Source organism: Natrialba aegyptia DSM 13077, assembly GCF_000337535.1.
In the GTDB taxonomy this organism is placed as follows: Archaea; Halobacteriota; Halobacteria; order Halobacteriales; family Natrialbaceae; genus Natrialba; species Natrialba aegyptia.
Map to the genome: position 1 here is coordinate 564,179 of NZ_AOIP01000031.1, position 21,936 is coordinate 586,114.

Sequence of the window (21,936 nt, forward strand, 5' to 3'; positions counted from 1 at the left end):
GTTTCTCACTCACGAAGCGCCGGCGCGACCTCGTCGCCGAGGCGGCGGACGCAGTCGATCATCGCCTCAGTATCGACGCCCGGGTAGTACGTTCGGAGGATGAAGTGGCTATCGTCGCCGAGCGCGTCCCGGTAGCTCTCGAGTTCAGCGGCGACCTGCTCGGGCGTGCCGAATATCGCCTGTTCTTTCAGCTCCCGCTTGCGCTCCTCGTCGAGTTCGTCGACGGATTCGCCGGAGAAAATCTCCGCGTAGCGCCGCTGCAGGTAGAAGTATCCCTCTCGCATCGCCTCCCAGGCCTCCTCGCGAGAGTCGCCCACCCAGCCGTGCTGGAGCGCGTAGATCGTGAACTCGCCGTCGATGTCTTCCTCGTCGCGAACGCGGCGGATGTCCCGGACGCGCTTGCGGACGCCCTCGATCGAGAGCGACGAGGGGGCACACCAACCGTCGGCGGTGCGGGCGGCCCGGCGAACGGCGGGTTTGGCCGCCCCGCCGAGCATAATCGGGACTGTATCGTCGGCGGGTTTCGGCGTGATCGAGACATCGGCCGGCACGTCGTGAAAGTCCGACTCGTAGTCGAGTTCGCCCGCGCTCCAGGCACCGCGGAGGAAGGGGACGAGGTCGGCGAGTCGCTCGCCGCGCTCCTCGCGCGGGACGCCGAAGATATCGAACTCGTGCGGGTTCGAGCCGATCGCGAGGCCGAGGGTGAGCCGGTCGTCGGCGAGCAGGTCGACCGTGGCCGCGTCTTCGGCTAGCCGGATCGGGTCGTACAGCGGGCCGAGCGCGACGCAGCTGCCGATCTCGAGCCGGTCGGTTTCGGCGGCCATCGCGCCGAGGGTCGGCATCGTTCCGGAGAGGTAGTCGTCCGCGGCGAAGTGGTGTTCGGAGACCCACGCGCTGTCGAGTCCGGCGGCCTCGATCTCGCGGGTCAACGCGAGGATCTCGTCGTAGCGTTCGCTCGCCGTTCGCTCGTCGTCCGGTCGCTGCTGGCCGGTAAACAGTCCGGTTCCGAGTTCCATGCTATCGGTATACAGGTCAGCCGTCTTAATAGTAGTTGAGGCGGTGATTCGTCGGCCTGACGACTGGGGCCCTGGCTCGAAAATCAGACCGGTTCGAGGCCGTGCTCCTCGCGCAGGACGTTGATATACTTCCGGAAGCCGGATTCGAGGTCGTACTCGGGGTCGTAACCGAGGTCCGCCTGGGCCTTGCTCATGTCCAGATTCTGGGTCCAGGGGAGCTCGCCGTCGTCCGAGACGTCGATGTCGGCGTCGGGCATCACCGACTCGACCGCTTCGGCGGCCTCTCGGACGGTGGCGAGGACGCCGCGGACGTTGTAGACGCGCTGGGAGAGTTCGTCCGCGGGCGTGAACGCGGCCTTGCGAAACGCCTGTGCGATGTCTTCGACGTGTTGCCAGTCGACGTACTGATCGCCGTACTCGACGCTGTATGATTCGCCGAGCGCGGGCTTTTCGACGATGTTTGCCAGGAATGCGGAGCCGCCGGTTTCGCGGTAGGGGCCGTAGGCGACGGTCGGCCGGAGCGCGACGTGGTCGAGGCCGTAGTCCTCGTGGTAGACCCGCGCCTGGTGTTCGTTGTACTCCTTGGTCGCGCCGTAGAGCGTGTCGGGATAGACGAGTTCGGTTTCGTCGATCCACTCGGCGTCGTAGTTGTCCGGGGGCGCGTAGGCGGCCGCCGAGGAGGCCCACGCGACGCGTTCGACCTGGTCGTCGAGCGTGCGAGCGGCCTCGAAGACGTTGTTCGTCCCCAAAATGTTGACCTCGCCGGCCGCGCGCGGATTTTCGCGCGCGGTGGTCGTCAGCAGCGCCGCGAGGTGGACGATGTGCGTCGCGCCGGTTTCTTTGACCGCCCGGACGACATCTGTGGGGTCGGCAACGTCGCCGCGCCGCACGGTCACGTCGTCCGCGACGCCGAGTTGTTCGAGGATCGTCGTGTCCGTCGAGAGGTCGTAAGCCACGACATCGTGGCCGTGTTCGAGCAGGTCCCGTGCGACGTAGGACCCGATGAAGCCGGTTCCGCCGGTTACCAGTACGGTCGTTTCGTCTGTCATGTATCGTGGTATGTTGAATGGGTACGTATAGCTTGGTGATTCGTCGGGTAGTGGCCCGTGAGTTGCTATTCGTGGAGTCCCCCGACCGAGTCGTAGAACGAGGAGGACAGGGTCGCGGCCATCTCCGCCTCGCGGTCGATGCGCACGTCGATGACGTGGGGTACGTCGGCCGTCTTCGCTTCCTCGAGGACGCTCTCGAGGGCGGTCGGATCGGTCACGCGCCGACCGACCGCGCCGAAGGCCTCGGCGATTTTCGGAAAGTCCGTGTCGTTGAACTCGACGCCGGCGATGTCACCGTCCTCGCCTTGCATCTGGCGGACCATCCCGAGGCTGGTGTCGTTCAGGATGACGACCGTCGGCGCGACGCCGTACTCGACGGCCGTCTCGACGCTGTTCATCGTCATCGAGAAGCCGCCGTCGCCCGCGACGGCGATAACGTCCGTGTCCTCGCCCGTCGTCAGCGCCGCCGAGACTGCGGCGGGGGTCGCCCAGCCCATGCCGCCGACGCCGCCGCTGCCGAAGTAGGTGCGGACGGCCGGCGTCTGCAGGTAGTTCAGCAGCCAGAATCGGTTGTTTCCGGAGTCGGCGGTGACGATCGTCTCCTCGTCGACGACCGACTGAATCGCCGCGACGGCGCGCTGGGGCGCGATCGGCACCGAGTCGTCGGTGCACGCGGGAGACTCGAACCACTCGCGGGCCGCCGTGGCGCGTTCGATCGCCCACCCTGTGGACGCTTCGCCGGCCTCGGCGACCGCCGCCAGACTCTCGCTCGCGTCGCCGATGAGCCCGACGTCCGCGGGGTAGACCCACCCCGCGTTTCGCGTGTCGATATCGGCGTGAACGATCGTCTGCTCGTCGGGCCGGATGAAAGAGGGTGCCTGCCAGTTGGTGTCCATCGGGTTCAGTCGACAGCCCACGACGAACAGGGTGTCCGCCTCGCTGACGACGCGATTCGCGCCCTCGTGGCCGAACGAGCCGATGACGCCGGCGGCGCGGTCGTTCGTCTCCGGGAACGTCGACTTCCCGAGATAGGACGTCACGACGGCACAGTCGTAGGCGTCGGCGACCGCCGCGAGTTCGTCGTAGGCCTGCGCGGCGTGGACGCCGTTGCCCGCGATGACGACCGGCCGCTCGGCCGCTTCCAGGGCCTCGACGGCCGCGGCCACGTCCGTCGCGGTCGGCGCGGCGTTCCAGGTTCGCGTCTGCGTTCGCGCGTCCCACGTCGCCGGCGTCGGATCGGTCGGAACCTCGTCCGTGATCGCATCGCCGTCGAAGATCACCGCCGTCGGGCCGGGGCGGCCGGCGACGGCGTGTTTGAACGCGAGTTGCGTCGAGCGAACGGTCTCGGTCGGCGTCCGCGGGAACCACCACTCCTTGCTCACGCCGTCGAGGATGTCCGGGAGACTAAACCCGCCGTAATCGCCTCGTGCCTGCTGGTACGGCGCGAGCGTCGAGTACTCGCCGCGCTCGGAGGCCTCGGTGAGGACGACCATCGGCGAGGAAGCCAGCCGCGCCTCCATCTGGCCGATCATCCCGAGGCTCCCGATCCACGGCCCCTGCCCCGTCAGGACGCCGGGACGGCCCGTGAGACGCCCGTACATCTCGGCCATCACGCTCGCCTCCCGCTCGTCGCGCGGCCGCACGAGTTCAACGTCACCGTCGGCGTCCGGGATGTGATCGAGCAGTTCGATGACGCGCCCGCCCGGATAGCCGAAGACGTACTCGACGCCGAGCGAATCGAGCGTGTCGATGAGTTCGGCTGCTGTCGTCGTCATGTGTTTGCGGTGGTTGGAAATGCCGTCTCCGCTGTCTCTGCCGTCTCTGCGGCTCGGCCAGGAGTCCCACGAACGGACGCACTGTCGTCTCGAAGGCGGCTCACGGACCGACCCTGCTCCCGTGCGATCGGATTCTCCAGCGTGTTGCCAGGCGGGATGAACTCGTCCGCGCGGACGAGAAACTCGGCGAGTGTTGGCATGCATGCGCTCTGTCGAGCGCCGGTAACTTTGTTCTACCGGTGCGGTATGTTCACGCAGCTATCGGAGTGTGGTACCATTCCAAATCGTTATGTGATCGGCCGCGCGTGTCCTGCGTATGACGAGTCCGACAATGCCAGCGATACGCGTCGATCACGTCGGAATCGCCGTCGACTCCGTTCCCGACGCCGAAGGGTTGCTCTTCGCGTTCGGCTGCGAGAAAATCCACGAGGAACGAAGCGAGTACGGCGAGTTCACCTGGGCGACGTACGTCCTCGGCGACGCGTCCCGACTCGAACTGATCGCGCCCGACGACGGGACGAACTCGTTTCTGACGGATTTCCTCGAACGGAACGGGCCGGGGCTGCACCACGTCACGCTCGAGGTCGCCGATCTCGAGGCGGCGGTGGAGGCGCTCGATGCGGCCGGCGTGTCGGTCGTCGACCGGCAGACGTTCGAGCACTGGCACGAGGCGTTCGTGACGCCGCAGAATCCGACGGGCGTCCTGTTTCAGTTGATGGAGTACCGGGAGGGGTACGCCGACGATCGCGCGGCCGGAGATCGATTGTTCGTGCACGGTGTGCCGGTACCGGACCGGCGGGACTCGACGCGGTAACGCCGCTACGGGTCGTCGCGGACCGACCGCGGTCCGCCGTGAGCGCACCGCGGGGTGCATTTCACGGGAACAGGTACCATGATTTATTGTACTGTACGAAAAAGGGGCTCGTGATGTACAAGCACGTCGCCCTGCTGGTTCGACAGGAGGGACTGTCTCACGAGGAGTTCGTCGACCACTGGCAGACCACCCACACGCCGATCGCCCGCGAGATCGAGGGCGTCGTCCGGTACCAGCAGGTCCTCCCGACCGACCCCGAGAACGCCGAGTTCGACGGCCTGGCTGAACTCTACTTCGAGGACCTCGAAGACCTCTATGCCGCCCTCGGCAGCGAGGGTTCACGCGACTACGACCCGGACCAGGGCAAAGCCAAGGAGGCCCGCGAGGACGTGAACAACTTCCTCGCCGTCGAAGAGCGACCGCGGTTCATCGGCGAAGAGATCGTCCAGAAAGACGAAGTCGGCGGCGACAGCGTGGAGCGTAGCTCCACGAGCAACCGGACGAAGTCCGGTGACACCGACGGCCTGTACAAACACTCGGCGTTCCTGGTTCGCAAGGAGGGCATGACCCACGACGAGTTCGTCGACTACTGGCAGACCACTCACACGCCGATCGCCCGCGAAATCGAGGGCGTCGTGAAGTACAACACCGTGATCCCGACCGATCCCGAGCACGCCGAGTTCGACGGCGTCGCCGAACTCTACTTCGAGGACCTCGAGAAGCTCTACGACGCGCTCGGCAGCGAGGGATCGCGCGATTACGACCCCGCCCGCGGGAAGGCAAAGGAGGCCCGCGAGGACGTGAACAACTTCCTCGCCGTCGAAGAGCGACCGCGGTTCATCGGCCGGGAACGACTCGTCAAAGCCGACGGGGAACGCGTCGGAACCGGCGGCGGCCGGAGGTGAGCGATGCCCGACTTCGACACCCAGGTCCGCGACGCCCTCCCCGAACTCGAGCACGTCGAGAGCGACGACCTCCGCGAGCGCATCGTCGAGGCGTGGGTCCTGGGCCTCGACCGCGGCGGCTGGCGGGACGTGACGGACATCCCCTACGCCTGGAACATCCACGAGGTCACCAACGTCGAGCACGTCCGCGGCGTCACGCGCATCGCGGTCGATGCCGCCACTCAGCAACGCGAGTTCCACGACGCCGATCCCGATCTCGACACCATCGTCGCGGCCGCCCTCCTGCACGACGTGGGCAAGTGCTACGAGTATCCAGATTTCGTCGACGACGAGTTGCTCGACGACCCGTCCCCCCGCTACGTCAGCGACGAAATCCCGCACTCGATTTCGGGGTACGCCCTCGCCCACGAGGTCGGCTGTCCCCTGTCGGTCCAGCGCGCCATCCCGCACTTCCTGGGCGAAGTACCGACCCGGACGCTCGAAGCTGAACTCGTCAAGAGCGCTAACTCGGCGTCCTCGAACGCGATCACCCAGGCCGCGATGGGGCTCACGCTGCAGGAGTGGGTCGAGGAGTACTCGCAGACGGCCTGAACGCCGACCGGTGACGGATTCGATCGGACAATCGACGGTCGACTAATCGAGTGTTACTGTTCGGTATCCGAACCCCCATCCGCGATGGTTTCCGTCGGCTGTTCCGGGCTCCCGGTGATCCGTCCGAGATCCAGTATCATCCGGATGTCGTCGTCGAGTTCAGCGTACTCGCTCGTCGTCGTCACGAGCGAGACGCCGACGAACACCGCGACGGCGACGATCGTCGCGACCTGTCCGCCGAGGAAGCCGTAGGGGAGCGACAGTCCCAGATACTCAACCCCGTAAGCCAGCAAGATCGTGAGGACGAGTCCCGATCCGCCACCGGCGAGCGCCCCCTCGGCCGTCGCACCGCGCCAGTTGTACGCGATCGCGACGCAGGGGAAGATGACGGCGGCGAAGATCGCCCAGCCGGCGGCCCCGAGCACGAAGATGAGCCCCGGGAACGTGCCGGCGATGACGCCCGCGGCGACGAGCAAGACGCCGGTCGTGACGCGACCCCAGCGCACCTCTTCGGCCTGCGTGAGCTCGGTCCCTCGGTACTCGATGATGTAGTCGTGGACGACGGCGGACGCACCCATGTTGAGGAAGGCGTTGCTCGTCGACATGATCGCGGCCACGACTGCGGTGAGGACGAACGCGACGACGACGTCGGGTGCCCACTCGATCAGCGCGAGCGGTAACGTCGCGTCGGGATTGCCCGGATCGGCGACCGTTCCTTCAAGGACGGCCGCCTGCACGAACGGCGCTGCGACCCAGTAGAGGGTCGTCGCCAGGTACGCCGCGCCGGTGATGAGCGCGCCCCACTTCAGCACCGACACGTTTCGCACCATGTAGAATTTCGTGATCGCGTGGGGCTGGCCCGCGACGGTTGCCTGAATGACGATCACCGAAATGATCAGTCCGATCGCCATTAGCCCGTCACCGCCGAGCAGCGTGAACTCGAAGTACTGCGGGTTGCCGCTTTGAATCGCGTTCGTCATCCCGCTCCAGCCGAGCGTCGAGTTCGTGATCACGTAGTAGGCCGTCAGGATGCCGCCGACGATCATGATCGACCCCTGGACCGCGTCCGACCAGATCGCCGCGAGCATGCCGCCGATGATCGTGTAAAAGCCGACGATCAGCAGGCCAATGACCAGCGCCTGGAAGAAACTGATCGGCAGGATGAGCGCGCCGACGATGCCGAGCGCCGCGTACTGGGCGGCGAGATAGCCCATGCAGCCGAGCAGGACCGCCGCCGCGCCCAAGAGCCGCACCCGCTCGTCCTGAAAGCGGTAGTACATCGCGTCCGGCGCGGTGATCGCGTTACGAACGTCGCCGAGCACGCGCATCTTTCGGCCGAGCAGCCAGTACGAGCCCGTAAAGCCGAAGATGATGAGCCCCCCGACGAGGATGAAGTACTCGAGCCCGACGAGGTAGCCGGTGCCGGTCACGCCGATCATCCCCCACCCGCTCTGAATGGAGGCGAACACGGCCAGGGCGACGACGAGGATGCCCGACCGACGACCGGCGACGAAGTACTCCTCTTCGTTCGTCTGGTATCGCCCGGCCAGGATTCCGATCCCGATCATCAGGGCCGCGAACAGGACGAAAAAGACGACCGCCGTTCGGGAGTAGTAGTCGACACCGAGGTCGCCACCCCACGTCTGGAGCGGCCACCCAAAGACAGTTGCTCCCATCAATCGCTCACCTCTCGAACGTCGCTCTGGGTGAACTCGTCGGCGTCTCGAACGGCCGTCGTCCCCTCCATCCGCATCCCCAGGTACACGGAGACGATGAGGAAGAGCACGATGAGCGTGAGAAACACCTCGACGATCGGCGTCGGAAAGCCGAGCAGGTAACTCATCGCGTCACCCCGTCTTGGTTCTCGCTGTCGCTCCTGCCCTCACTCGCACTCTCACCCGCACTCGCGTGCTCAAACGACCGCCCCTCGAGTTCAATCGGCCGGTCGCTGGTCGTCAACTGACGGACTGGCGGCTGGACGCACTGTCGATCGTGTGCCATACAACACCACACATGGTTTTTCATAATAAACATACCTCAATGTTCCACGGTCGACGACGCGTGACAGAACGCGGATGGTGACTTGATAGTGTACTTATATTTCGCCCGGAGCACGGCTAAACGGTGAAACGCCGACGAACGGGAGTCACCTTGGAGACCCGATCGTTCAAACGGCGACTATCGAAAGCACAGAACGGTTGTCATAAGAGTACTGTTAAGTAATACCACGATAGTCACTACCGTATGTCGACGACCTATAGTCGGCTCTTCGAGCCGATCGAACTCGGTCCGGTGACCGTTCCGAACCGCATCTTCCAGCCGCCACACGGCAACGCGTACGGCCTCGGCCAACAACAGACCGACTTTCGCGCCGAGAAGGCGAGGGGCGGATTCGGCTTGATCGTTCAGGAGTACAGCCAGATCGACGAGACGACCGACGTCACGCCGGTCGATTCGGGATACCTCCACGACGACGAGACGATCCCGCCGCAAAAACGGATGGTCGACGCCGTCCACGCCCACGGCAGCAAACTCTTCGTCGAGTTGTGGCACGGCGGCGCGACCGCCGGCAACTACGGCAGCCGCCAGCCGCCGCTTACGTCGTCACAGCGGCCGACCGGACGAAACTACACGCCGAAAGCGATGGAACGCGAGGACATTCGAACCGTTCTCGACGCGTTCGGCGACGCCGCGGATCGAGCGCGGCGAGCGGGTTACGACGGCATCGAACTCCACGCGGCACACGGCTACCTGATCTCGCAGTTCCTCTCTCCGTTCTACAACGACCGAGACGACGAGTTCGGCGGCTCCCTCGAGAGCCGAATGCGGTTTTTCGAGGACGCCATCGAACGAGTTCGCGACAACGTCAGCGCCGACATGGCCGTCGGCGCTCGCTACACGATCGACGAGCGCGTCGACGGCGGGCTCACCGCCGACGGCGACGGAATCGAGGTGATGCGCCGACTGTCCGACGATCTGGACTTCTGGGACGTGGATATCGGCATCAAGCAGTCGATCGACGACATGATCGGCCCGAGCCGTCGCCACGAGAAAAATTACCAGATGGACTATCTGAAAGCGGCGACTCGAGAACTCGACGTGCCGGTCGGCGGTGCCGGCCGAATCACCGACCCGGACGACGCCGCGGCGCTCCTCGAGGAGAACTACGTCGACATGATCGGAATGGCCCGCCAGTCGATTTCCGATCCCCACTGGCCGCGAAAGGTCAAAGACGGCGATGTCGACCGAATTCGGGAGTGTATCGGCTGCAATATCTGCGTCTCCCAATCGCGACAGGGCATTCCGTTAGTGTGCACGCAGAACCCGACCGTCGGCCGCGAGGGTGACTGGCCGCCCGAAACGTACGAAGACGCCGCCGACCCGAAGGGCGTCCTCGTCGTCGGCGGCGGGCCGGCCGGCATGGAGTTCGCACGCGTCATGGGCGAACGCGGGCACCTGGTCCACCTCAAGGAACGCGACGACCGACTCGGCGGCCGCGTCACCTTCGAAGCCGGACTTCCGGAGCTGGGAGAGTGGAACCGCGTTCGCGACTGGCGGGCGGCGGAACTCGACCGCCTCGAGACCGTCTCGGTCCACACCGGCCCCAGAGCCGAGATGAGCTACGACGACGTGCGGACCTACGGCGCTGAACTCGTCGTCATCGCCACCGGCGCAGAGTGGGACGAAACCGGAACTACGTCGAGTTCACATCAGCCGGTCCCGGGGTGGGAACGCGATCACGTTCTCACCCCCACCGACGCGATCGCGACCGACCTCTCGGGGCAAACGATCGTCATCTTCGACGAAGAGGGGTACAACGTCAGCGCCGGCGTCGCCCAATCGCTCGCCGCCGACAATCGCGTGATATTCGTCACGCCGCGGGCGAGCGCGTTTCAGGAAACGCTTCACACGTTCGAACGGCGGACGATTTTCACCGCGCTGTACGACCTCGGCGTCGAGTTCGTCGCTAACCACACACTCGAGGAAGTGAGGGACGACGAGGTCGTCGCGTCGAACGTCTATTCCGGGGACCGGCGCAGCTACGAGGCCGATGCCGTCGTGTTCACGACGATGCGCGAATCGAACGACGACCTCTATCGATCGCTTAAAGCCGACGCCGAGTCGCTCCGCTCGTCGACCGAAATCGAATCGATTCACGCGGTCGGCGACTGCGTCGCGCCCAGACGGATCGCCGACGCCGTCTACGCCGGCCACGAACTCGCTCGCGAACTCTGATACGGTCTCCTGTAACGATTCACCGGCGCAACCGCGCCCGTCCTGCGGTTGCGGTGGAACTGACTTACAGCAGTCGTATGAACGCTCCCCTCTGTCCAGCCGGCCGACGACGACGGCGCGCGTTCGAATAGCGGGAACAAACCTTTTGACGCTCCCATCTGAGTAGCTACTATGGCACGCCACCCGGATCATCGACCGGTCGAAACCGTCGAGACGGCGTTCGACATTCTCGACGTTCTCAGACACACCACCAGCGCCGGCATCACCGAAATCGCCGACGAACTCGACCTCGCAAAGAGCACCGTCTACCGCCACACGAAAACGCTCGAATCCCGCGGCCTCGTCGTCCGAAACGGCGACACCTACCGCATCAGCACGTGGTTTCTCGACTACGGCATCCACGTCCGAAACCAACACCCGCTGTTCGACGTCGCCACGCCGAAAGTCGATGAACTCGCGGCGGAAACCGACGAGAAGGTCTGGTGCGTCATCGAGGAGAACGGTGTCGGCGTCCACATCTACGGAGCGGAAGGCCGCCACTCAGTCAGAACACACGCGCGGATCGGAAAGCGAACGGCGCTACACCAGTTTGCGGCCGGAAAGGCGATCCTCGCCCACCTTCCTGCGGACCGAGCCGAACGGATCCTCGACGAGTACGACCTCGCCGCACAGACCGCACAGACCATCACCGACCGAGACGAACTTCGCAGCCAGCTCGAAACGATCCGCGAGCGGGGATACGCGCTCAATTACGAGGAATCGGTCTCCGGTGTCCACGCCGTCGGCGCACCGGTGAAAGACGAATCCGGCGACGCCATCGGTGCGATCAGCATCGCCGGGCCGGCGAACCGACTCAGCGGGGAGTTGCTCACCGACGACCTCCCCACGCTCTTGCTCGGCGCGACGAACGAAATCGAGATCAATCTGGCACACTCGTAGTCTAGCCCTCCCGTTCGAGTAGTTCGAACAGCTCTGCGAGGAGGATTACAGTAGTACACTTGTAATTATACGGTGGGAGAACGACCGGTTGCAGAGCGACCGATCAGTCGCGTTTCGATAATCCGGCCGCTGACGAGTTCAGTTTCCGTTATTCGAACACCGAGCCGACGGGGGGTCGAGTGGTAAATCGTTACAGCAGACCGTATCAGAGACCGAGGAACGACTCGGCGTTCTTCCAGAGGAGCTTTCGCTGTAGCTCCTCGTCGAAGTCCAGTTCCGCGAACTGCTCGAGCCACGGTTTCGGTTCGAGCATCGGATAGTCGGTGCCGAACATGACCTTGTCCGAGAGGAGCGTCTTCGCGTAGTGCAGCACCTGGTCGTCGATGTAGCGGGGCATCCACCCCGAGAGATCCATGTAGACGTTGCCCTTCTGCTGGCAGATGGCGAGCTGTTCTTTCTCCCAAGGGTAGGCCGGGTGGGCGATGAGAATCTGCAAGTCGGGGTGGTCGGCCGCCACGTCGTCGATCAGCATCGGGTTCCCGTATTTGATCTTCAGCCCGCGACCGCCCGGCGAACACGCGCCGAGCGTCGAGTTCCCGCCGTGGAAGACGACCGGCGCGCCGAGATCCTCGATCGTCGACCAGAGGTCGTCGTGCTCGGGGGCGGAGGGATCGAACCCCTGGGCGATCTGCTGGAACTTGAACCCCGACAGATCGAGATCCTCGACGCAGCGGATCGCCTCCTCGACGCAGTCGTCCTTGAGCGGATCGACGGAGCCGAAGCCGACGAAGAAATCGCTGAACTCGTCGCGAACGTCGGCGACGTAATCGTTTGGCACGGGCGGGTTGCCGGTATTCGTCTCAGCGTCCCAGCCGAGCAGGATCGCCCTGTCGACGCCGGCTTCGCGGTACTCGGCGCGCATGTTCTCGTAGGTGTCCGTCTCGAGATCCGCACCGAACCGGTCGGCGGCGTCTCGCATCATCTGGCCGCCGGCGTCGTGGAGGAACTCGCTGGTCGGCTGGTGAGCGTGCATATCGATCGCGCGCGGTTCGTCGAGTACCGTCGGTCCGTCCATACGGGTGTCGATGGCACGCTCGTATATGTACGTTCCCACGGGTGACCGCCGAGCGATAGCGACGCGATTGCGCGCCGATTTCGATCGTGAGTATAGTAAGTTTCCAGAGGGGTTTGTGAAATAGTAGCCGATAAAACAGCTATGGGAGAGATTCGTCGGATCGAGTTCACCGAAAACGAACGGAAGTGAAAGAGTGGGATAGATACGCGTTTTCGCGCCTTGAAGGCCGTGTAGCGGCTATCTCGTCTCCCGTCTCAGTGGGGAGAAGTGAGATACCTCACCTTCGATATCCGGTCCGGTTTGTTCACCTTCGCCGGCCGGTATCCGGCGCGAGAAGTACGTCGAGAGCGATATTACAATCAGCGTTCGAAATAGTTTCGTCCCTGATCCGATCAGAACGTGACGGATTCGATTTATACTACTCAACTTGGTATTTTCCCTAACTCCCCGACGAGAGTTCGCGAAGCGACTCGTCGCCGATCTCGTCGATAACGTGTTCGTGAAACGCCTGGAGCGCGGCGCTCTCGTCTTCCGCGAGGACGACGTCGCTCGCCGAGAGCGTCGCCAGTCCGAACGCCCGCGGCGTCGGCGAGTCGAGCAGCGTGCGTTCGACCGCGATATCGCCCGCCTCGAGTTCGGCGACGAACGCCTCGAGTTCGGCGACGTTGAGTTTGTCTTCGAGAATCTCGCGGTAGGTCTCTTCGATGACGGCGAACTCCTCGAGATCCGCGGCGAACCCGAGGAGCATCTCGCTTGAAACCTGCTGTTCGCTGGCGGATTTCTCGTAGCCTTTGTACCGTTTGAGGATCATCAGGGCCCGAGTCGCGTTGATTCGGAAGTACCGCTGGAGGAGGTCGGTGCCGTCGATCGCCGCGCGCAGATTCTCCCGAACCCGGTCGGATTCGAGGTCGTCGATGATCCCCGCCACGTCGACCTTCCGGTTGAGCGGCATCGAGAGCACGAAGCCGTTGTCCGCGACCGCGACGCGGACGTTCGCCGTCGCCTCCTGGGCGCAGTGGTACGCGAGAAGCCGCGAAAAGCCGTCGTTGAACCGGCGGCCGTAGTTCGAGTGCACGTAGTAATGGCGCTCGTACTCCTCGCGGTCGCGTTCGACCTCGACGGCGAGCCGGTCGGGCGTACTCACCGTGTCTGACCCCGCGTACCGGAGCTGGTGATCGAACAGCCGCGCGACGGCCCGCACGCTGTCGTCGTCAAGCGGGAACTCGCGGAGCCACGCCCGGACGCGGGGCGGACCACCCTCCTCGTAGTGGGCGAGCAGTTCGGCCTGGAACGCGAGGATCTCACAGCCGAGATCGTACGAGAGCGGCAATCGTTCCGAGTACCACGAGGGGACCGTCGGCCGGGCGCTGGTCCGATCGACGTAGACTTTCGAGCCGCGCCGGTAGCTGAACTCGAAGTGGTCGCCGCCGAGGACGAACACGTCGCCCTTCTCCAGGGTGTCGAGGTAGTTCTCGTCGAGTTGGCCGACCCACTCGTCGCCGGCGCGGGTGAAGACATCGCAGGTGAACGAATCCGGAATCGTCCCGATGTTGGTCATGTAGATCACCCGTGCCAGGCGACCCCGCTTGCCGATCAGCGGCGTTCCGACGGGGAACTCCTCGTAGTGGTGTTCGCCGTCGGGCGGGTCGTTTTCGTCGCGCCAGACCTTCGCGTAAACGTTTCTGTCCTCCATGCCCGCGTACTCGGCGGTCAGGTAGCGCATGAGCGATTCGAACTCGGCGTCGGAGTAGTTCCGATAGGGGTAGGCTCGCCGGAGGATCTCGGTGATTTCGGCTTCCGGTCGGATCTCGGCGATCGCCATCCCGTAGACGTGCTGGGCCGCCACGTCCTGGGCGTTCTCGGGGATCGACACGGAGTCGACGAACCCCTCCTCGGCCTTCTTCAGCATGACCGCACACTCGAGGAGTTCGTCGCGGTCGAGCGCGATAACGCGGCCCGTAACGGTCTGGCCGACGCGGTGGCCCGCGCGCCCGACGCGCTGGAGGAGCGAGGCGACCGATTTGGGCGAACCGACCTGCACGACGAGGTCGACGTGGGGCATGTCGATCCCCAGTTCGAGGCTCGTCGAGGAAGTCACGACATCGAGTTCACCGCTCTTGAGTCGCCCCTCGATGTCCTGGCGAACGTCCTTCGAGAGGCTGCCGTGGTGACAGCCAGAGTTCGTCTCGTCGTAGGCGTCGAAGGTCTCGCGCAGGTTGTGTAACACGCGCTCCGCGCCGGATCTGGTGTTCGTGAAGACGAGCGTGTTCGTGTGCGCCTGAACGTGTTCGTGGAGCATTCGGTAGAACCGCTCTTGAACGACCTCGCGGGAGGTGTTGATCAGGTCGTCGGTCGGACACTCGAGTTCGATGTCGAACTCGCGGGCGAAGCGGGCGTCGACGATGTCGTAGTTGCGGGGGTCGCTGTCCGGTACCTCGCCCCCCTGGGGGGCGTCCGGCACGTGCGGTTCCTCGCGACCGACCAGAAACTCCGCAACGTCCGAAAGCGGTTCGATGGTCGCGGAGCAGCCGATTCTGGTTAGTTCGCGATCGGTCATCGCCGCGAGTCGTTCGAGGCTGACCGACAGGTGCGTCCCCCGCTTGCCGGCGGCGAGCGAGTGGATCTCGTCGACGATGACGTACTCCACCGTCCGAAGCTTCTCGCGGAACTTCGGCGAGTTCAGCAGGATGGCAAGCGTTTCGGGCGTCGTGTTGAGGATGTGGGGCGTCTCCTCGAGCATCCGCTGGCGCTCGGCCGAGTCGGTGTCGCCGTGGCGGATGGCGTGGCGGATCTCGCCCATCGACTCGCCGTCCCGGTCGGCGACGATCGATTCGATGCCGTCGAGGGGGACCTCGAGATTGCGGTGGATGTCGTTCGCGAGGGACTTGAGCGGCGAGACGTAGAGGCAGTAGACCGAGTTCTCGAGGCCGTCCGCCGTCTCCCGGTCTCGCTTGTACAGCGAGTTCAGTATCGAGAGGAACGACGACATGGTCTTGCCCGACCCCGTCGGCGCGCAGATCAGCGTGTTCGTTCCTTCGTGGACGTTCGGGATCGCGCCCCGCTGTGGCGGCGTGAAGAAGCCACCGTTCTCCGGGACGAACTCGCCGAACTCCTCGAGCCACCACTCCTGGACGGCGGGTTCGAGGAGGTCGAACACCTCGCGGTCTTCGATCGCGGTGGTGTCGGGATCGAACGGAAGAGCGTCGTCGGCGATCGGCAACTCGCGGCGCGCGGTCCCATCCATCACCGTCGTCTGGGGGAGCGGCGTGTAAGAGGGTTTGGTCACCGGGGCGAAAGTGAAGCAGAACGACGATGGACACAACACGTGCGGGATCGGCAGATTGATTGGACTCAGTCGAGAGGGGACAGGCATGCTCGACTCCCTGCTACACACCGGCTCTACGCATCCGAATCTCGTGTGGATTCTGGTCCCGAGTCTGCTCTCGTTCGCGGCCGGACTCGGCCTGGGAGCGCGATCGAACCGGCTGCTCGATCGCGTTCGGTCCGACGATGCGTCTGCATCCGCCGAGTAGTAGCGTCGTCACCGTGTTATAGCGTCGCCACCACGTTATAGCGTCGTCACCACGGTAATTCGCCGCTGCAATCGGTTCCCCGTTTCAGCAGCGCCGTCGTCGCATCGTCCCGCGAACCATCGGCGTCGCCGGAAAGATACCGGTGTCAAGCCGCTCGATCGTCTCGACCGCGAACGCGTCGTGGGAGACGAACCGCTCGACGGTGTCTCGGTTGAGTTGACACCCGCCCGCGAGCCGCTCCCACAGCGGGTTCAACACGTTTTGCCCCGTCGCTCGCCAGCCGTCGGCGCGAACGTGCTCGACGAACCTGAACTCGCCGCCGGGAGCGAGCACGCGTGCGACTTCCTCCAGCGCAACGTCGGGGTCGTGAATCGTACAGAAGACGAGACTGGCGAGGACCGCGTCGAACGCGTCGTCGGAGTAGGGCATCGACTCCGCTCGGGCGTCCCGCAGGTCGACGGCGCAGTCGCTTTCGGCCGCCTGCGCCTCGGCCTGGCGGCGCATGTGCGGGTCCGGTTCGATCGCGTGGAACTCGACCGACTCGTCGGTAGCTGCGACGTACGGGAAGTTCGTCCCCGTCCCAGCGCCGACGTCGAGAACACGACCGTCGAGACCGGCGGTCAGATACCGACGGTGCGGTGCGAAGAGGAGCCGGTCCGGGACGACGTAGTCGTACACTGCGGCGAACAGCGGGCTCGAGATGTCGTTCGACGCGTCAGTAGTCGAAGCGCTCGTGCTGGAAGCCATGGCGTGCGTGAACGACCACGGGACGCCTCATACCAATTGTCCCCGTCAGCGAATCGTGCTCGGAATCCGATCGATAACGTCGGTCGCCACGAGTCCCGGGCCGAACTCGGCCGTCGCGAGTTCGCCGCTCTTGCCGAGGATCCAGGCACCGAGTTCGGCGGCGGTCCGGCGATCCATGCCCTGGCCGAGGAGGGAGGCGGTGATNCCGGCGAGCGTGTCGCCGGTACCGGCGACGGTCAGCGCCGACGTGCCGGTGTCGTTCTCGAGACGTTCGCCGTCGACGACGATCTCGTCGACATCGCCGGTCAGCGTGAGGACGGCACCGGTTTCCTCGGTGAACTGCTCGAGGGACTCGTGACCGTCGTGGATCGGGTCGTCCTCGGCGTCGCTCGGCGTGAGGACGACGTTCGAGAGGTCCGAGTCGAGCGCCGGTTCGATCGCGAGGGCGTCGGCGACGATGGGAACGTCGGTCCGGTCGATAACGTCCCGAATCGCGGCCGTGTCGGCGTCGACGAGCCCGGGACCGATCACCAACGCGTCCGCCCACTCGCAGACGGCGACGGTGTCGTCGACGGCGGTCGAATCGAACCGCTCGCCGTCGTAGGGACTGACGAGCAGGTTCGGGGAGTAGCCGGCGACGATGTCGTAGATCGGCTCGGCGACCAGCGTGCGGACGTGATCGGTACCGGTGCGAAGCGCTGCTTCCCCGACGAGTGCGGGTTGATTCGGATACTCGATGCTCCCGCCGACGACGGCGACGCGACCGTTGTCGGTGTCGTCCGCCTCGGAAACGGTCGAGAGCGTTCGCTGAAGCCGTCCCATACGATCGGTTCAGCGGGCGCGACAGTAGGCATTCGGCAAGCGAGTTCCGGTTGCGACCCGGCGCTATCGGGACCCGCCAGCATCGCGTGGCGCTTATTCGATCGGTGTCTGTCGATTTCGCATATCGGCACCGCAGTCCGGACACGAGCCCGCCGCCGTGGCGGTAACGATGGTTCCGCAGTTGAAACACTCGTACACCGATTCCTCGTCGGGGTTGCGTTCGATATCTTTCATCGTACTGAGTAGTGCTGTGGGCAACGACTGTCCACTAAGGAATATTAGTTATATTAGGATGAGCGTGTCCGTTCACTATCTAGCCCGCCGTGGTGACAAGGGTTCACTATTCAACGGGTGGTGCAGTACTTGCCGGGATTCCGAGTTCGTCGAACAGAACGGTGAGTAGTTTTCGCTGGACGGTTCGGGTGTGTCGATAGAACGCGGATGGAGAGATCGAGAGCATCGTCGCGATCTCCTCGCCGGAGCGTTCGCGCGGCGACTCGAAGTACCCGCTGTAGTAGGCGAACTGGACGACTTCGAGCTGTCTGTCGGACAGCCGATCGAGCAGTTCGGAACGGAGGTCCTGCGGCGTCGTCCGATCGAGCTGGCGTTTCGACCGGAGTTCGACCGACGAGAACGCCGTCGTCACGATATCGACGCTCCCGCCGCCGTCGACGCTGTAGGGAGCGTCGACGACGACGCGGGTGAACTCGGGCGTCGCGGTGACGCTCCTGAGGACGAGGCCGTGATCCGCGAGCTGGACGGCGGCGAACGGTCGCGAGAGTTCGAGCCGGACGGTCCCCTCTCGCTCGTCGCCGTCCGCCCCGGTATCGCCGCCGTCGTCATCGTCGTCATCGGAATCAGCGCCCGCAGGGCGCTCGCTGACGACCTGCGCATCCGCCACCGCGACGAGTTCACTTGCGGCCGTCACGACGGCCGCCGCCGACGCTCCCTCGACGGTGGCAAACACCGTCGCCCCGTTCTCGTGCTGGCGGACGCCGCCGTCGAACGAGATCGTACAATCCGCCCGGCGTGCGAGGCGCGTAAAGACGAAGTTCTCGTCCGCGACCGCGAACTCGAGGCGCGTCGTCGTGTTCGACAGCAGCGCGTGCTTTCGCTCCACGGCCGCGATCGCCGAGGCGATCGTCTCCCCGAGTTCGGCGAGCACCGTCCGCGTCACGTCGTCGAACGCGTCCGGCTGATTCGCGTAGACGGTGACGACGCCGTAGGTGAACTCGTCGTAGGAGAGCGGCACGGCGAGCACCGACTGGTACTCGCGGTCGAGCGCGTCGGTTCGCCACGCCTGGTCGCGCAGGTCGTCGACGACGTTCGAAACGACCGTTTCCTCGCGCGTGACGGCGGTTCTGACGGCCGGTTCGCGGTGGCGGAGGTTCCGTCGGTCGTCCGTGCCGGCCGTCCCGGACGGCTCGTTCGCGTCGGTTGCGTTGGTCACATCGGCCGCGTCGGTCGTGTCGACCGCGTCGGCTACGTCGGCCGCATCGGTCCCATCGGATTCGAGAGCGGGCAACGAAAACGACACGCTATCGAGGTAGTCCCGCCCGCGGTCCGTCCCGCCGTGGGCGCGCGACTCGAGTCGGTCGCCGGCCGAACTCGTCGCGCCGATCCAGGCGAACGAGAACCGATCGGCGGCGGTCAGCCGGTCGCAGACGCCGCGTTCGATCTCCTCGCGGGTCTCGGCCCGGACGAGTTCGTGATCGATCTCCCGGATGAGTTCGTTGAGTCGGTTGAGCCGCGAGAGCTGTTGGTTTCGCCGTTTGAGCTCGCGGTCGCGTTCGCGGAGCGTGCGCTCCCGGTCGACGCGGTCGAACGCGGCTTCGGCCGTCGCCGCCAGCAGGTCGGTCAGTTCGCGACGGATATCGTCGAAGACGCCGACTTCGTCCGAGCCCGCGACGAAGACGCCGTGGTCGCCGAGCGGAACGAACGCGGCGCTTCGGATCTCCGTCGTCGGGTCGGCGAGCAGCGGCGACTCGTGAACGTCCGCCAGGAACCGACTCTCGCCGTCGACGAAGACCTCGCCTGCGATGCTGTCGCCAACCTGCTGGGACGACAGCGGGCCGTGTAACGTTCGCATCGACGCCGACCGGGCGGCGGGGCGGAAGACGTTCGCGTCGGTATCGAACAGGTACACCGCGCTCGCCTCCAGATCGAGGACGTCCGTCGCGTCGTCGACCGCGATATCCGCGATCTCCCGATCCGTCTCGGCGTATAACAGCTCTCGGGCGGTTCGATGGAGCGCCGTCAACGCCTCCTCGCGGCGCTTTCGCATCGTCACGTCGCGACAGCTATAGAGGATCGTCCCGCCCTGAATCGACACCTCGCGGACGTTAACCAGCAGCGTGTGCTCGCGTCCCGCCTTGTCCGTCGCCGTACACTCGATGTTGGTCAGGACGCCCTCCGCGGCGAGTTCGGCGCGGTCGAACAGGTCGGGACCGAGCAGGTCGTCGATCGATCCGAACTCGGAGATCTCCTCGTCCGTGTAGCCGAAGATGAAGTGGACGTTCGGACAGACGTAGGTGAACTCGCCCTCGTCGTCGGTGATGAGGACGGTGTCGGTCATGTTGTTCAACGTGACTCGGTGGAGTTCCTCCGACTCGCGTCGCTCGCGCTCGAGCGCAGCGCGTTCGGTGACGTCCGTCGCCCGGACGAACAGGGACGCGACGGTCCCCGCCTCGTCGGTGACGGGGCGGACCGTCAGCTCGAGCGTCCGCGTCTCGCGGTCCGTCGCCCGCTCGCGCTCGATCGTCACCTCCCGCCGGACGAGCCGTCCGGTCGCCGCCGTCTCGATCGCGCGTCGAATCGCCTCCCGGTCCCCCTCGACGGACTCCCAGAGCGGGAGCGACCAGAACGAACGGCCGCGACTTGCGTCCGCCGTCGCGTTCGGATCCACGCCCGCGGACGCGCCACGGTCGGCGATCGACGTACTGTTCGCCCGGCGAACGGTGCCATCGGGAGCGAGCACCCAGGCGTAGGTCTCCTGGTCGTCGAAAACCGCCTCGAACTGTCGCGCCTTTGCCCGCCGTCGCTCTCGGGTTCGACCGTGTGCGATCGCCCGCTCGATAGCCGTCGTCAGTTTCTCGCGGGTCGTCTCCGCGTCGGTCAGCCGCGGATCGGCGGACTCGGAGCCGGCACCGGTATTAGTATCCGTTTCGGTCCCAGTTCCGGTTTCGGCCTCGGTTTCAGTCCCGGCTTCAGTTCCGGTTTCGGCCCCGGACTCGGAACCCGAGCGCGGAACGTACTCCGTCACACCTGCGGCGATAGCCTCGCTCGCGAGCGCTTCGCTGCCATCCGCCGGCGCGAGAACGACCGGCAGTTCGATATCCGCGTCCGTCTGCCGTTCGCGATGGCGGATCGACGTGAGGAGTTCGAGACCGGTCCCATCCGGTAACTCCCCCGCCGTCACCAGACAGTCGACAGCGACGCTGTCCGATTCGAGTTCGGAACGCGCACCAGCCATCGTCGAGACGCTCCGGCAGTCGTCCACCTCGTCCGGCACGAGAGCGGCCTCGTCGGTACCATCGTCCTCGCTCTCATCGCTGAACTCGGCTTCGCCGTCGAACCCGGCGACGAGGAGTCGCGTCGGTTCGCTATCGTCCATCCGTGCGGAACCCATTCACTGGGAATACGTAACAGGGTCTAGAGAAGGTACCGGTTCCGCCAGTCGCGCCCTCGCAAGACCACGCGCACCCGGACGCATCGCCGTCTCCGAACGAACTCGATACGGGAACCGATACTCGTTCACGGCTCGAGACCGAACGGGGCGTATGTCCACTGCCGTTACCGTCGCGGTCGACGACAGGGAACCGCCCGCGCTCGTCTCGACCGTTCGCGACCACCCCGACGTAACGGGCGTCACGGTCGATCGGCTGTCGGCCGGTGACATCACGATCGGGCCGGTCGGCATCGAGCGCAAGACGCCGCGCGACTACGTCTCAAGCGTCGTGGGACGGTCCGGACCGGATCTGTACGACCAGGTCGAACGGCTCGACGCTGCCGTCACACACGCGTACGTGCTGCTCGAGGGTGACTTCTCGGATTTCGAGTCGCTGCGAACGACCGTCTCTCCGACTGCGATCCGCGGGTCGATGGCGTCTATCACGGCCCGTCACTCGGTCCCGATAATCCCCTGTACCGACCGGCCGCAACTGGTCGACTTTGCCGTTCGACTCGCCCACAAACACACCGACACGGCCTCGACACGGCCGCTCTCTCCGGGCGCCGTTCCAAGCCGACGCGAACCGACGACCAAACGAATGTACGGCTGCATCGACGGCATCGGTCCCGAACTCGCGACCGTGCTCTACGAACGGTATCCGACGGTCGAATCCCTGCTCGAAGCGAGCGTCGAGGATCTGACTCGGATCGACGGTATCGGCGAAACACGAGCGCGAACGGTCGCCGCGGCAGTTCGTGAGTAAT

Annotated in this window: 20 protein-coding genes; 7 read left to right on the top strand and 13 right to left on the bottom strand. The window is 65.1% G+C overall.

Annotated elements, in window-relative coordinates:
* Positions 1-5: 5 nt before the first annotated feature.
* From C480_RS13905 to C480_RS13920, 4 genes are all read right to left on the bottom strand, one after another.
* Complete coding sequence (locus C480_RS13905; RefSeq protein ID WP_006666249.1) at positions 6-1,016, bottom strand: LLM class flavin-dependent oxidoreductase; 1,011 nt, start codon at positions 1,014-1,016, stop codon at positions 6-8.
* A gap of 83 nt (positions 1,017-1,099) precedes the next feature.
* Complete coding sequence (locus tag C480_RS13910) at positions 1,100-2,065, bottom strand: NAD-dependent epimerase/dehydratase family protein (RefSeq protein WP_006666250.1); 966 nt, start codon at positions 2,063-2,065, stop codon at positions 1,100-1,102.
* A gap of 65 nt (positions 2,066-2,130) precedes the next feature.
* Complete coding sequence (locus tag C480_RS13915; protein ID WP_006666251.1) at positions 2,131-3,840, bottom strand: thiamine pyrophosphate-binding protein; 1,710 nt, start codon at positions 3,838-3,840, stop codon at positions 2,131-2,133.
* The gene (locus C480_RS13920) at positions 3,837-4,040 is read right to left on the bottom strand and encodes a hypothetical protein (RefSeq protein ID WP_006666252.1); all 204 of its coding nucleotides are present in this window, start codon (positions 4,038-4,040) and stop codon (positions 3,837-3,839) included. Before C480_RS13920 ends, C480_RS13915 begins: the two co-directional genes overlap by 4 nt.
* Before the next feature lie 116 nt (positions 4,041-4,156).
* Here C480_RS13920 and C480_RS13925 point away from each other — a divergent pair, with 116 nt between their 5' ends.
* The 3 genes from C480_RS13925 (at position 4,157) to C480_RS13935 (ending at position 6,150) form a co-directional block, all read left to right on the top strand.
* Positions 4,157-4,654, top strand: a complete 498-nt coding sequence (locus tag C480_RS13925) for a VOC family protein (protein WP_006666253.1) — start codon at positions 4,157-4,159, stop codon at positions 4,652-4,654.
* 113 nt (positions 4,655-4,767) lie between these two features.
* Positions 4,768-5,559, top strand: coding sequence for an EthD domain-containing protein (locus tag C480_RS13930; protein ID WP_006666254.1), 792 nt, complete (start codon positions 4,768-4,770; stop codon positions 5,557-5,559).
* A 3-nt stretch (positions 5,560-5,562) separates the two neighbouring features.
* The gene (locus C480_RS13935) at positions 5,563-6,150 is read left to right on the top strand and encodes an HD domain-containing protein (protein ID WP_006666255.1); all 588 of its coding nucleotides are present in this window, start codon (positions 5,563-5,565) and stop codon (positions 6,148-6,150) included.
* Between the two features lie 53 nt (positions 6,151-6,203).
* On the opposite strand, the gene C480_RS13940 is transcribed toward C480_RS13935, so the two are convergent.
* The 3 genes from C480_RS13940 to C480_RS23510 are packed head-to-tail and all read right to left on the bottom strand — an operon-like array spanning position 6,204 to position 8,151.
* A complete protein-coding gene (locus C480_RS13940) occupies positions 6,204-7,826 on the bottom strand; it encodes a sodium:solute symporter family transporter (RefSeq protein ID WP_006666256.1) in 1,623 nt (540 codons plus the stop codon).
* Positions 7,826-7,993 (bottom strand): hypothetical protein, encoded by a 168-nt coding sequence (locus C480_RS23505; protein WP_161605626.1) that lies wholly within the window; start codon positions 7,991-7,993, stop codon positions 7,826-7,828. Before C480_RS23505 ends, C480_RS13940 begins: the two co-directional genes overlap by 1 nt.
* Positions 7,990-8,151, bottom strand: coding sequence for a hypothetical protein (locus C480_RS23510; RefSeq protein ID WP_161607010.1), 162 nt, complete (start codon positions 8,149-8,151; stop codon positions 7,990-7,992). The genes C480_RS23505 and C480_RS23510 overlap by 4 nt, the downstream gene beginning before the upstream one ends.
* Before the next feature lie 243 nt (positions 8,152-8,394).
* Here C480_RS23510 and C480_RS13950 point away from each other — a divergent pair, with 243 nt between their 5' ends.
* Both C480_RS13950 and C480_RS13955 read left to right on the top strand, forming a co-directional pair.
* Positions 8,395-10,386 carry an oxidoreductase gene (locus C480_RS13950; protein WP_006666257.1) on the top strand — a complete coding sequence of 664 codons (1,992 nt, stop codon included), beginning with the start codon at positions 8,395-8,397 and terminating at the stop codon, positions 10,384-10,386.
* Between the two features lie 171 nt (positions 10,387-10,557).
* Positions 10,558-11,325 carry an IclR family transcriptional regulator gene (locus C480_RS13955; protein ID WP_006666258.1) on the top strand — a complete coding sequence of 256 codons (768 nt, stop codon included), beginning with the start codon at positions 10,558-10,560 and terminating at the stop codon, positions 11,323-11,325.
* 205 nt (positions 11,326-11,530) lie between these two features.
* Here C480_RS13955 and C480_RS13960 read toward each other — a convergent pair whose 3' ends face one another.
* Entirely contained in the window at positions 11,531-12,400 is an 870-nt protein-coding gene (locus C480_RS13960; RefSeq protein ID WP_006666259.1) for an amidohydrolase family protein, read from the bottom strand.
* A gap of 439 nt (positions 12,401-12,839) precedes the next feature.
* Positions 12,840-15,644, bottom strand: a complete 2,805-nt coding sequence (locus tag C480_RS13965; protein WP_006666260.1) for an ATP-dependent helicase — start codon at positions 15,642-15,644, stop codon at positions 12,840-12,842.
* Positions 15,645-15,771: 127 nt separating this feature from the next.
* On the opposite strand from C480_RS13965, the gene C480_RS23865 reads away from it, so the two are divergent.
* Positions 15,772-15,933 (top strand): hypothetical protein, encoded by a 162-nt coding sequence (locus C480_RS23865; protein WP_006666261.1) that lies wholly within the window; start codon positions 15,772-15,774, stop codon positions 15,931-15,933.
* Between the two features lie 84 nt (positions 15,934-16,017).
* On the opposite strand, the gene C480_RS13970 is transcribed toward C480_RS23865, so the two are convergent.
* The 4 genes from C480_RS13970 to C480_RS13980 all read right to left on the bottom strand — a co-directional run bounded on the left by C480_RS13970 (position 16,018) and on the right by C480_RS13980 (position 21,130).
* A complete protein-coding gene (locus C480_RS13970) occupies positions 16,018-16,680 on the bottom strand; it encodes a class I SAM-dependent methyltransferase (RefSeq protein ID WP_006666262.1) in 663 nt (220 codons plus the stop codon).
* A gap of 45 nt (positions 16,681-16,725) precedes the next feature.
* On the bottom strand, positions 16,726-17,502 hold the full coding sequence (locus C480_RS13975) for an NAD(P)H-hydrate dehydratase (RefSeq protein ID WP_006666263.1): 777 nt from the start codon (positions 17,500-17,502) through the stop codon (positions 16,726-16,728).
* Positions 17,503-17,595: 93 nt separating this feature from the next.
* Positions 17,596-17,736 (bottom strand): rubrerythrin-like domain-containing protein, encoded by a 141-nt coding sequence (locus C480_RS23060; RefSeq protein WP_006666264.1) that lies wholly within the window; start codon positions 17,734-17,736, stop codon positions 17,596-17,598.
* A 106-nt stretch (positions 17,737-17,842) separates the two neighbouring features.
* Entirely contained in the window at positions 17,843-21,130 is a 3,288-nt protein-coding gene (locus tag C480_RS13980; RefSeq protein WP_006666265.1) for a bacterio-opsin activator domain-containing protein, read from the bottom strand.
* Positions 21,131-21,281: 151 nt separating this feature from the next.
* Here C480_RS13980 and C480_RS13985 point away from each other — a divergent pair, with 151 nt between their 5' ends.
* Positions 21,282-21,935 (top strand): ERCC4 domain-containing protein, encoded by a 654-nt coding sequence (locus tag C480_RS13985; protein ID WP_006666266.1) that lies wholly within the window; start codon positions 21,282-21,284, stop codon positions 21,933-21,935.
* Position 21,936 lies beyond the last annotated feature (1 nt).

Bases quoted from the DNA above. Each gene is read 5' to 3' on its own strand.
- C480_RS13905 (WP_006666249.1), bottom strand. From the start codon at position 1,016: ATGGAACTCGGAACCGGACTGTTTACCGGCCAGCAGCGACCGGACGAC.
- C480_RS13910 (WP_006666250.1), bottom strand. From the start codon at position 2,065: ATGACAGACGAAACGACCGTACTGGTAACCGGCGGAACCGGCTTCATC.
- C480_RS13915 (WP_006666251.1), bottom strand. From the start codon at position 3,840: ATGACGACGACAGCAGCCGAACTCATCGACACGCTCGATTCGCTCGGC.
- C480_RS13920 (WP_006666252.1), bottom strand. From the start codon at position 4,040: ATGCCAACACTCGCCGAGTTTCTCGTCCGCGCGGACGAGTTCATCCCG.
- C480_RS13925 (WP_006666253.1), top strand. From the start codon at position 4,157: ATGACGAGTCCGACAATGCCAGCGATACGCGTCGATCACGTCGGAATC.
- C480_RS13930 (WP_006666254.1), top strand. From the start codon at position 4,768: ATGTACAAGCACGTCGCCCTGCTGGTTCGACAGGAGGGACTGTCTCAC.
- C480_RS13935 (WP_006666255.1), top strand. From the start codon at position 5,563: ATGCCCGACTTCGACACCCAGGTCCGCGACGCCCTCCCCGAACTCGAG.
- C480_RS13940 (WP_006666256.1), bottom strand. From the start codon at position 7,826: ATGGGAGCAACTGTCTTTGGGTGGCCGCTCCAGACGTGGGGTGGCGAC.
- C480_RS23505 (WP_161605626.1), bottom strand. From the start codon at position 7,993: ATGAGTTACCTGCTCGGCTTTCCGACGCCGATCGTCGAGGTGTTTCTC.
- C480_RS23510 (WP_161607010.1), bottom strand. From the start codon at position 8,151: ATGGCACACGATCGACAGTGCGTCCAGCCGCCAGTCCGTCAGTTGACG.
- C480_RS13950 (WP_006666257.1), top strand. From the start codon at position 8,395: ATGTCGACGACCTATAGTCGGCTCTTCGAGCCGATCGAACTCGGTCCG.
- C480_RS13955 (WP_006666258.1), top strand. From the start codon at position 10,558: ATGGCACGCCACCCGGATCATCGACCGGTCGAAACCGTCGAGACGGCG.
- C480_RS13960 (WP_006666259.1), bottom strand. From the start codon at position 12,400: ATGGACGGACCGACGGTACTCGACGAACCGCGCGCGATCGATATGCAC.
- C480_RS13965 (WP_006666260.1), bottom strand. From the start codon at position 15,644: ATGGATGGGACCGCGCGCCGCGAGTTGCCGATCGCCGACGACGCTCTT.
- C480_RS23865 (WP_006666261.1), top strand. From the start codon at position 15,772: ATGCTCGACTCCCTGCTACACACCGGCTCTACGCATCCGAATCTCGTG.
- C480_RS13970 (WP_006666262.1), bottom strand. From the start codon at position 16,680: ATGGCTTCCAGCACGAGCGCTTCGACTACTGACGCGTCGAACGACATC.
- C480_RS23060 (WP_006666264.1), bottom strand. From the start codon at position 17,736: ATGAAAGATATCGAACGCAACCCCGACGAGGAATCGGTGTACGAGTGT.
- C480_RS13980 (WP_006666265.1), bottom strand. From the start codon at position 21,130: ATGGGTTCCGCACGGATGGACGATAGCGAACCGACGCGACTCCTCGTC.
- C480_RS13985 (WP_006666266.1), top strand. From the start codon at position 21,282: ATGTCCACTGCCGTTACCGTCGCGGTCGACGACAGGGAACCGCCCGCG.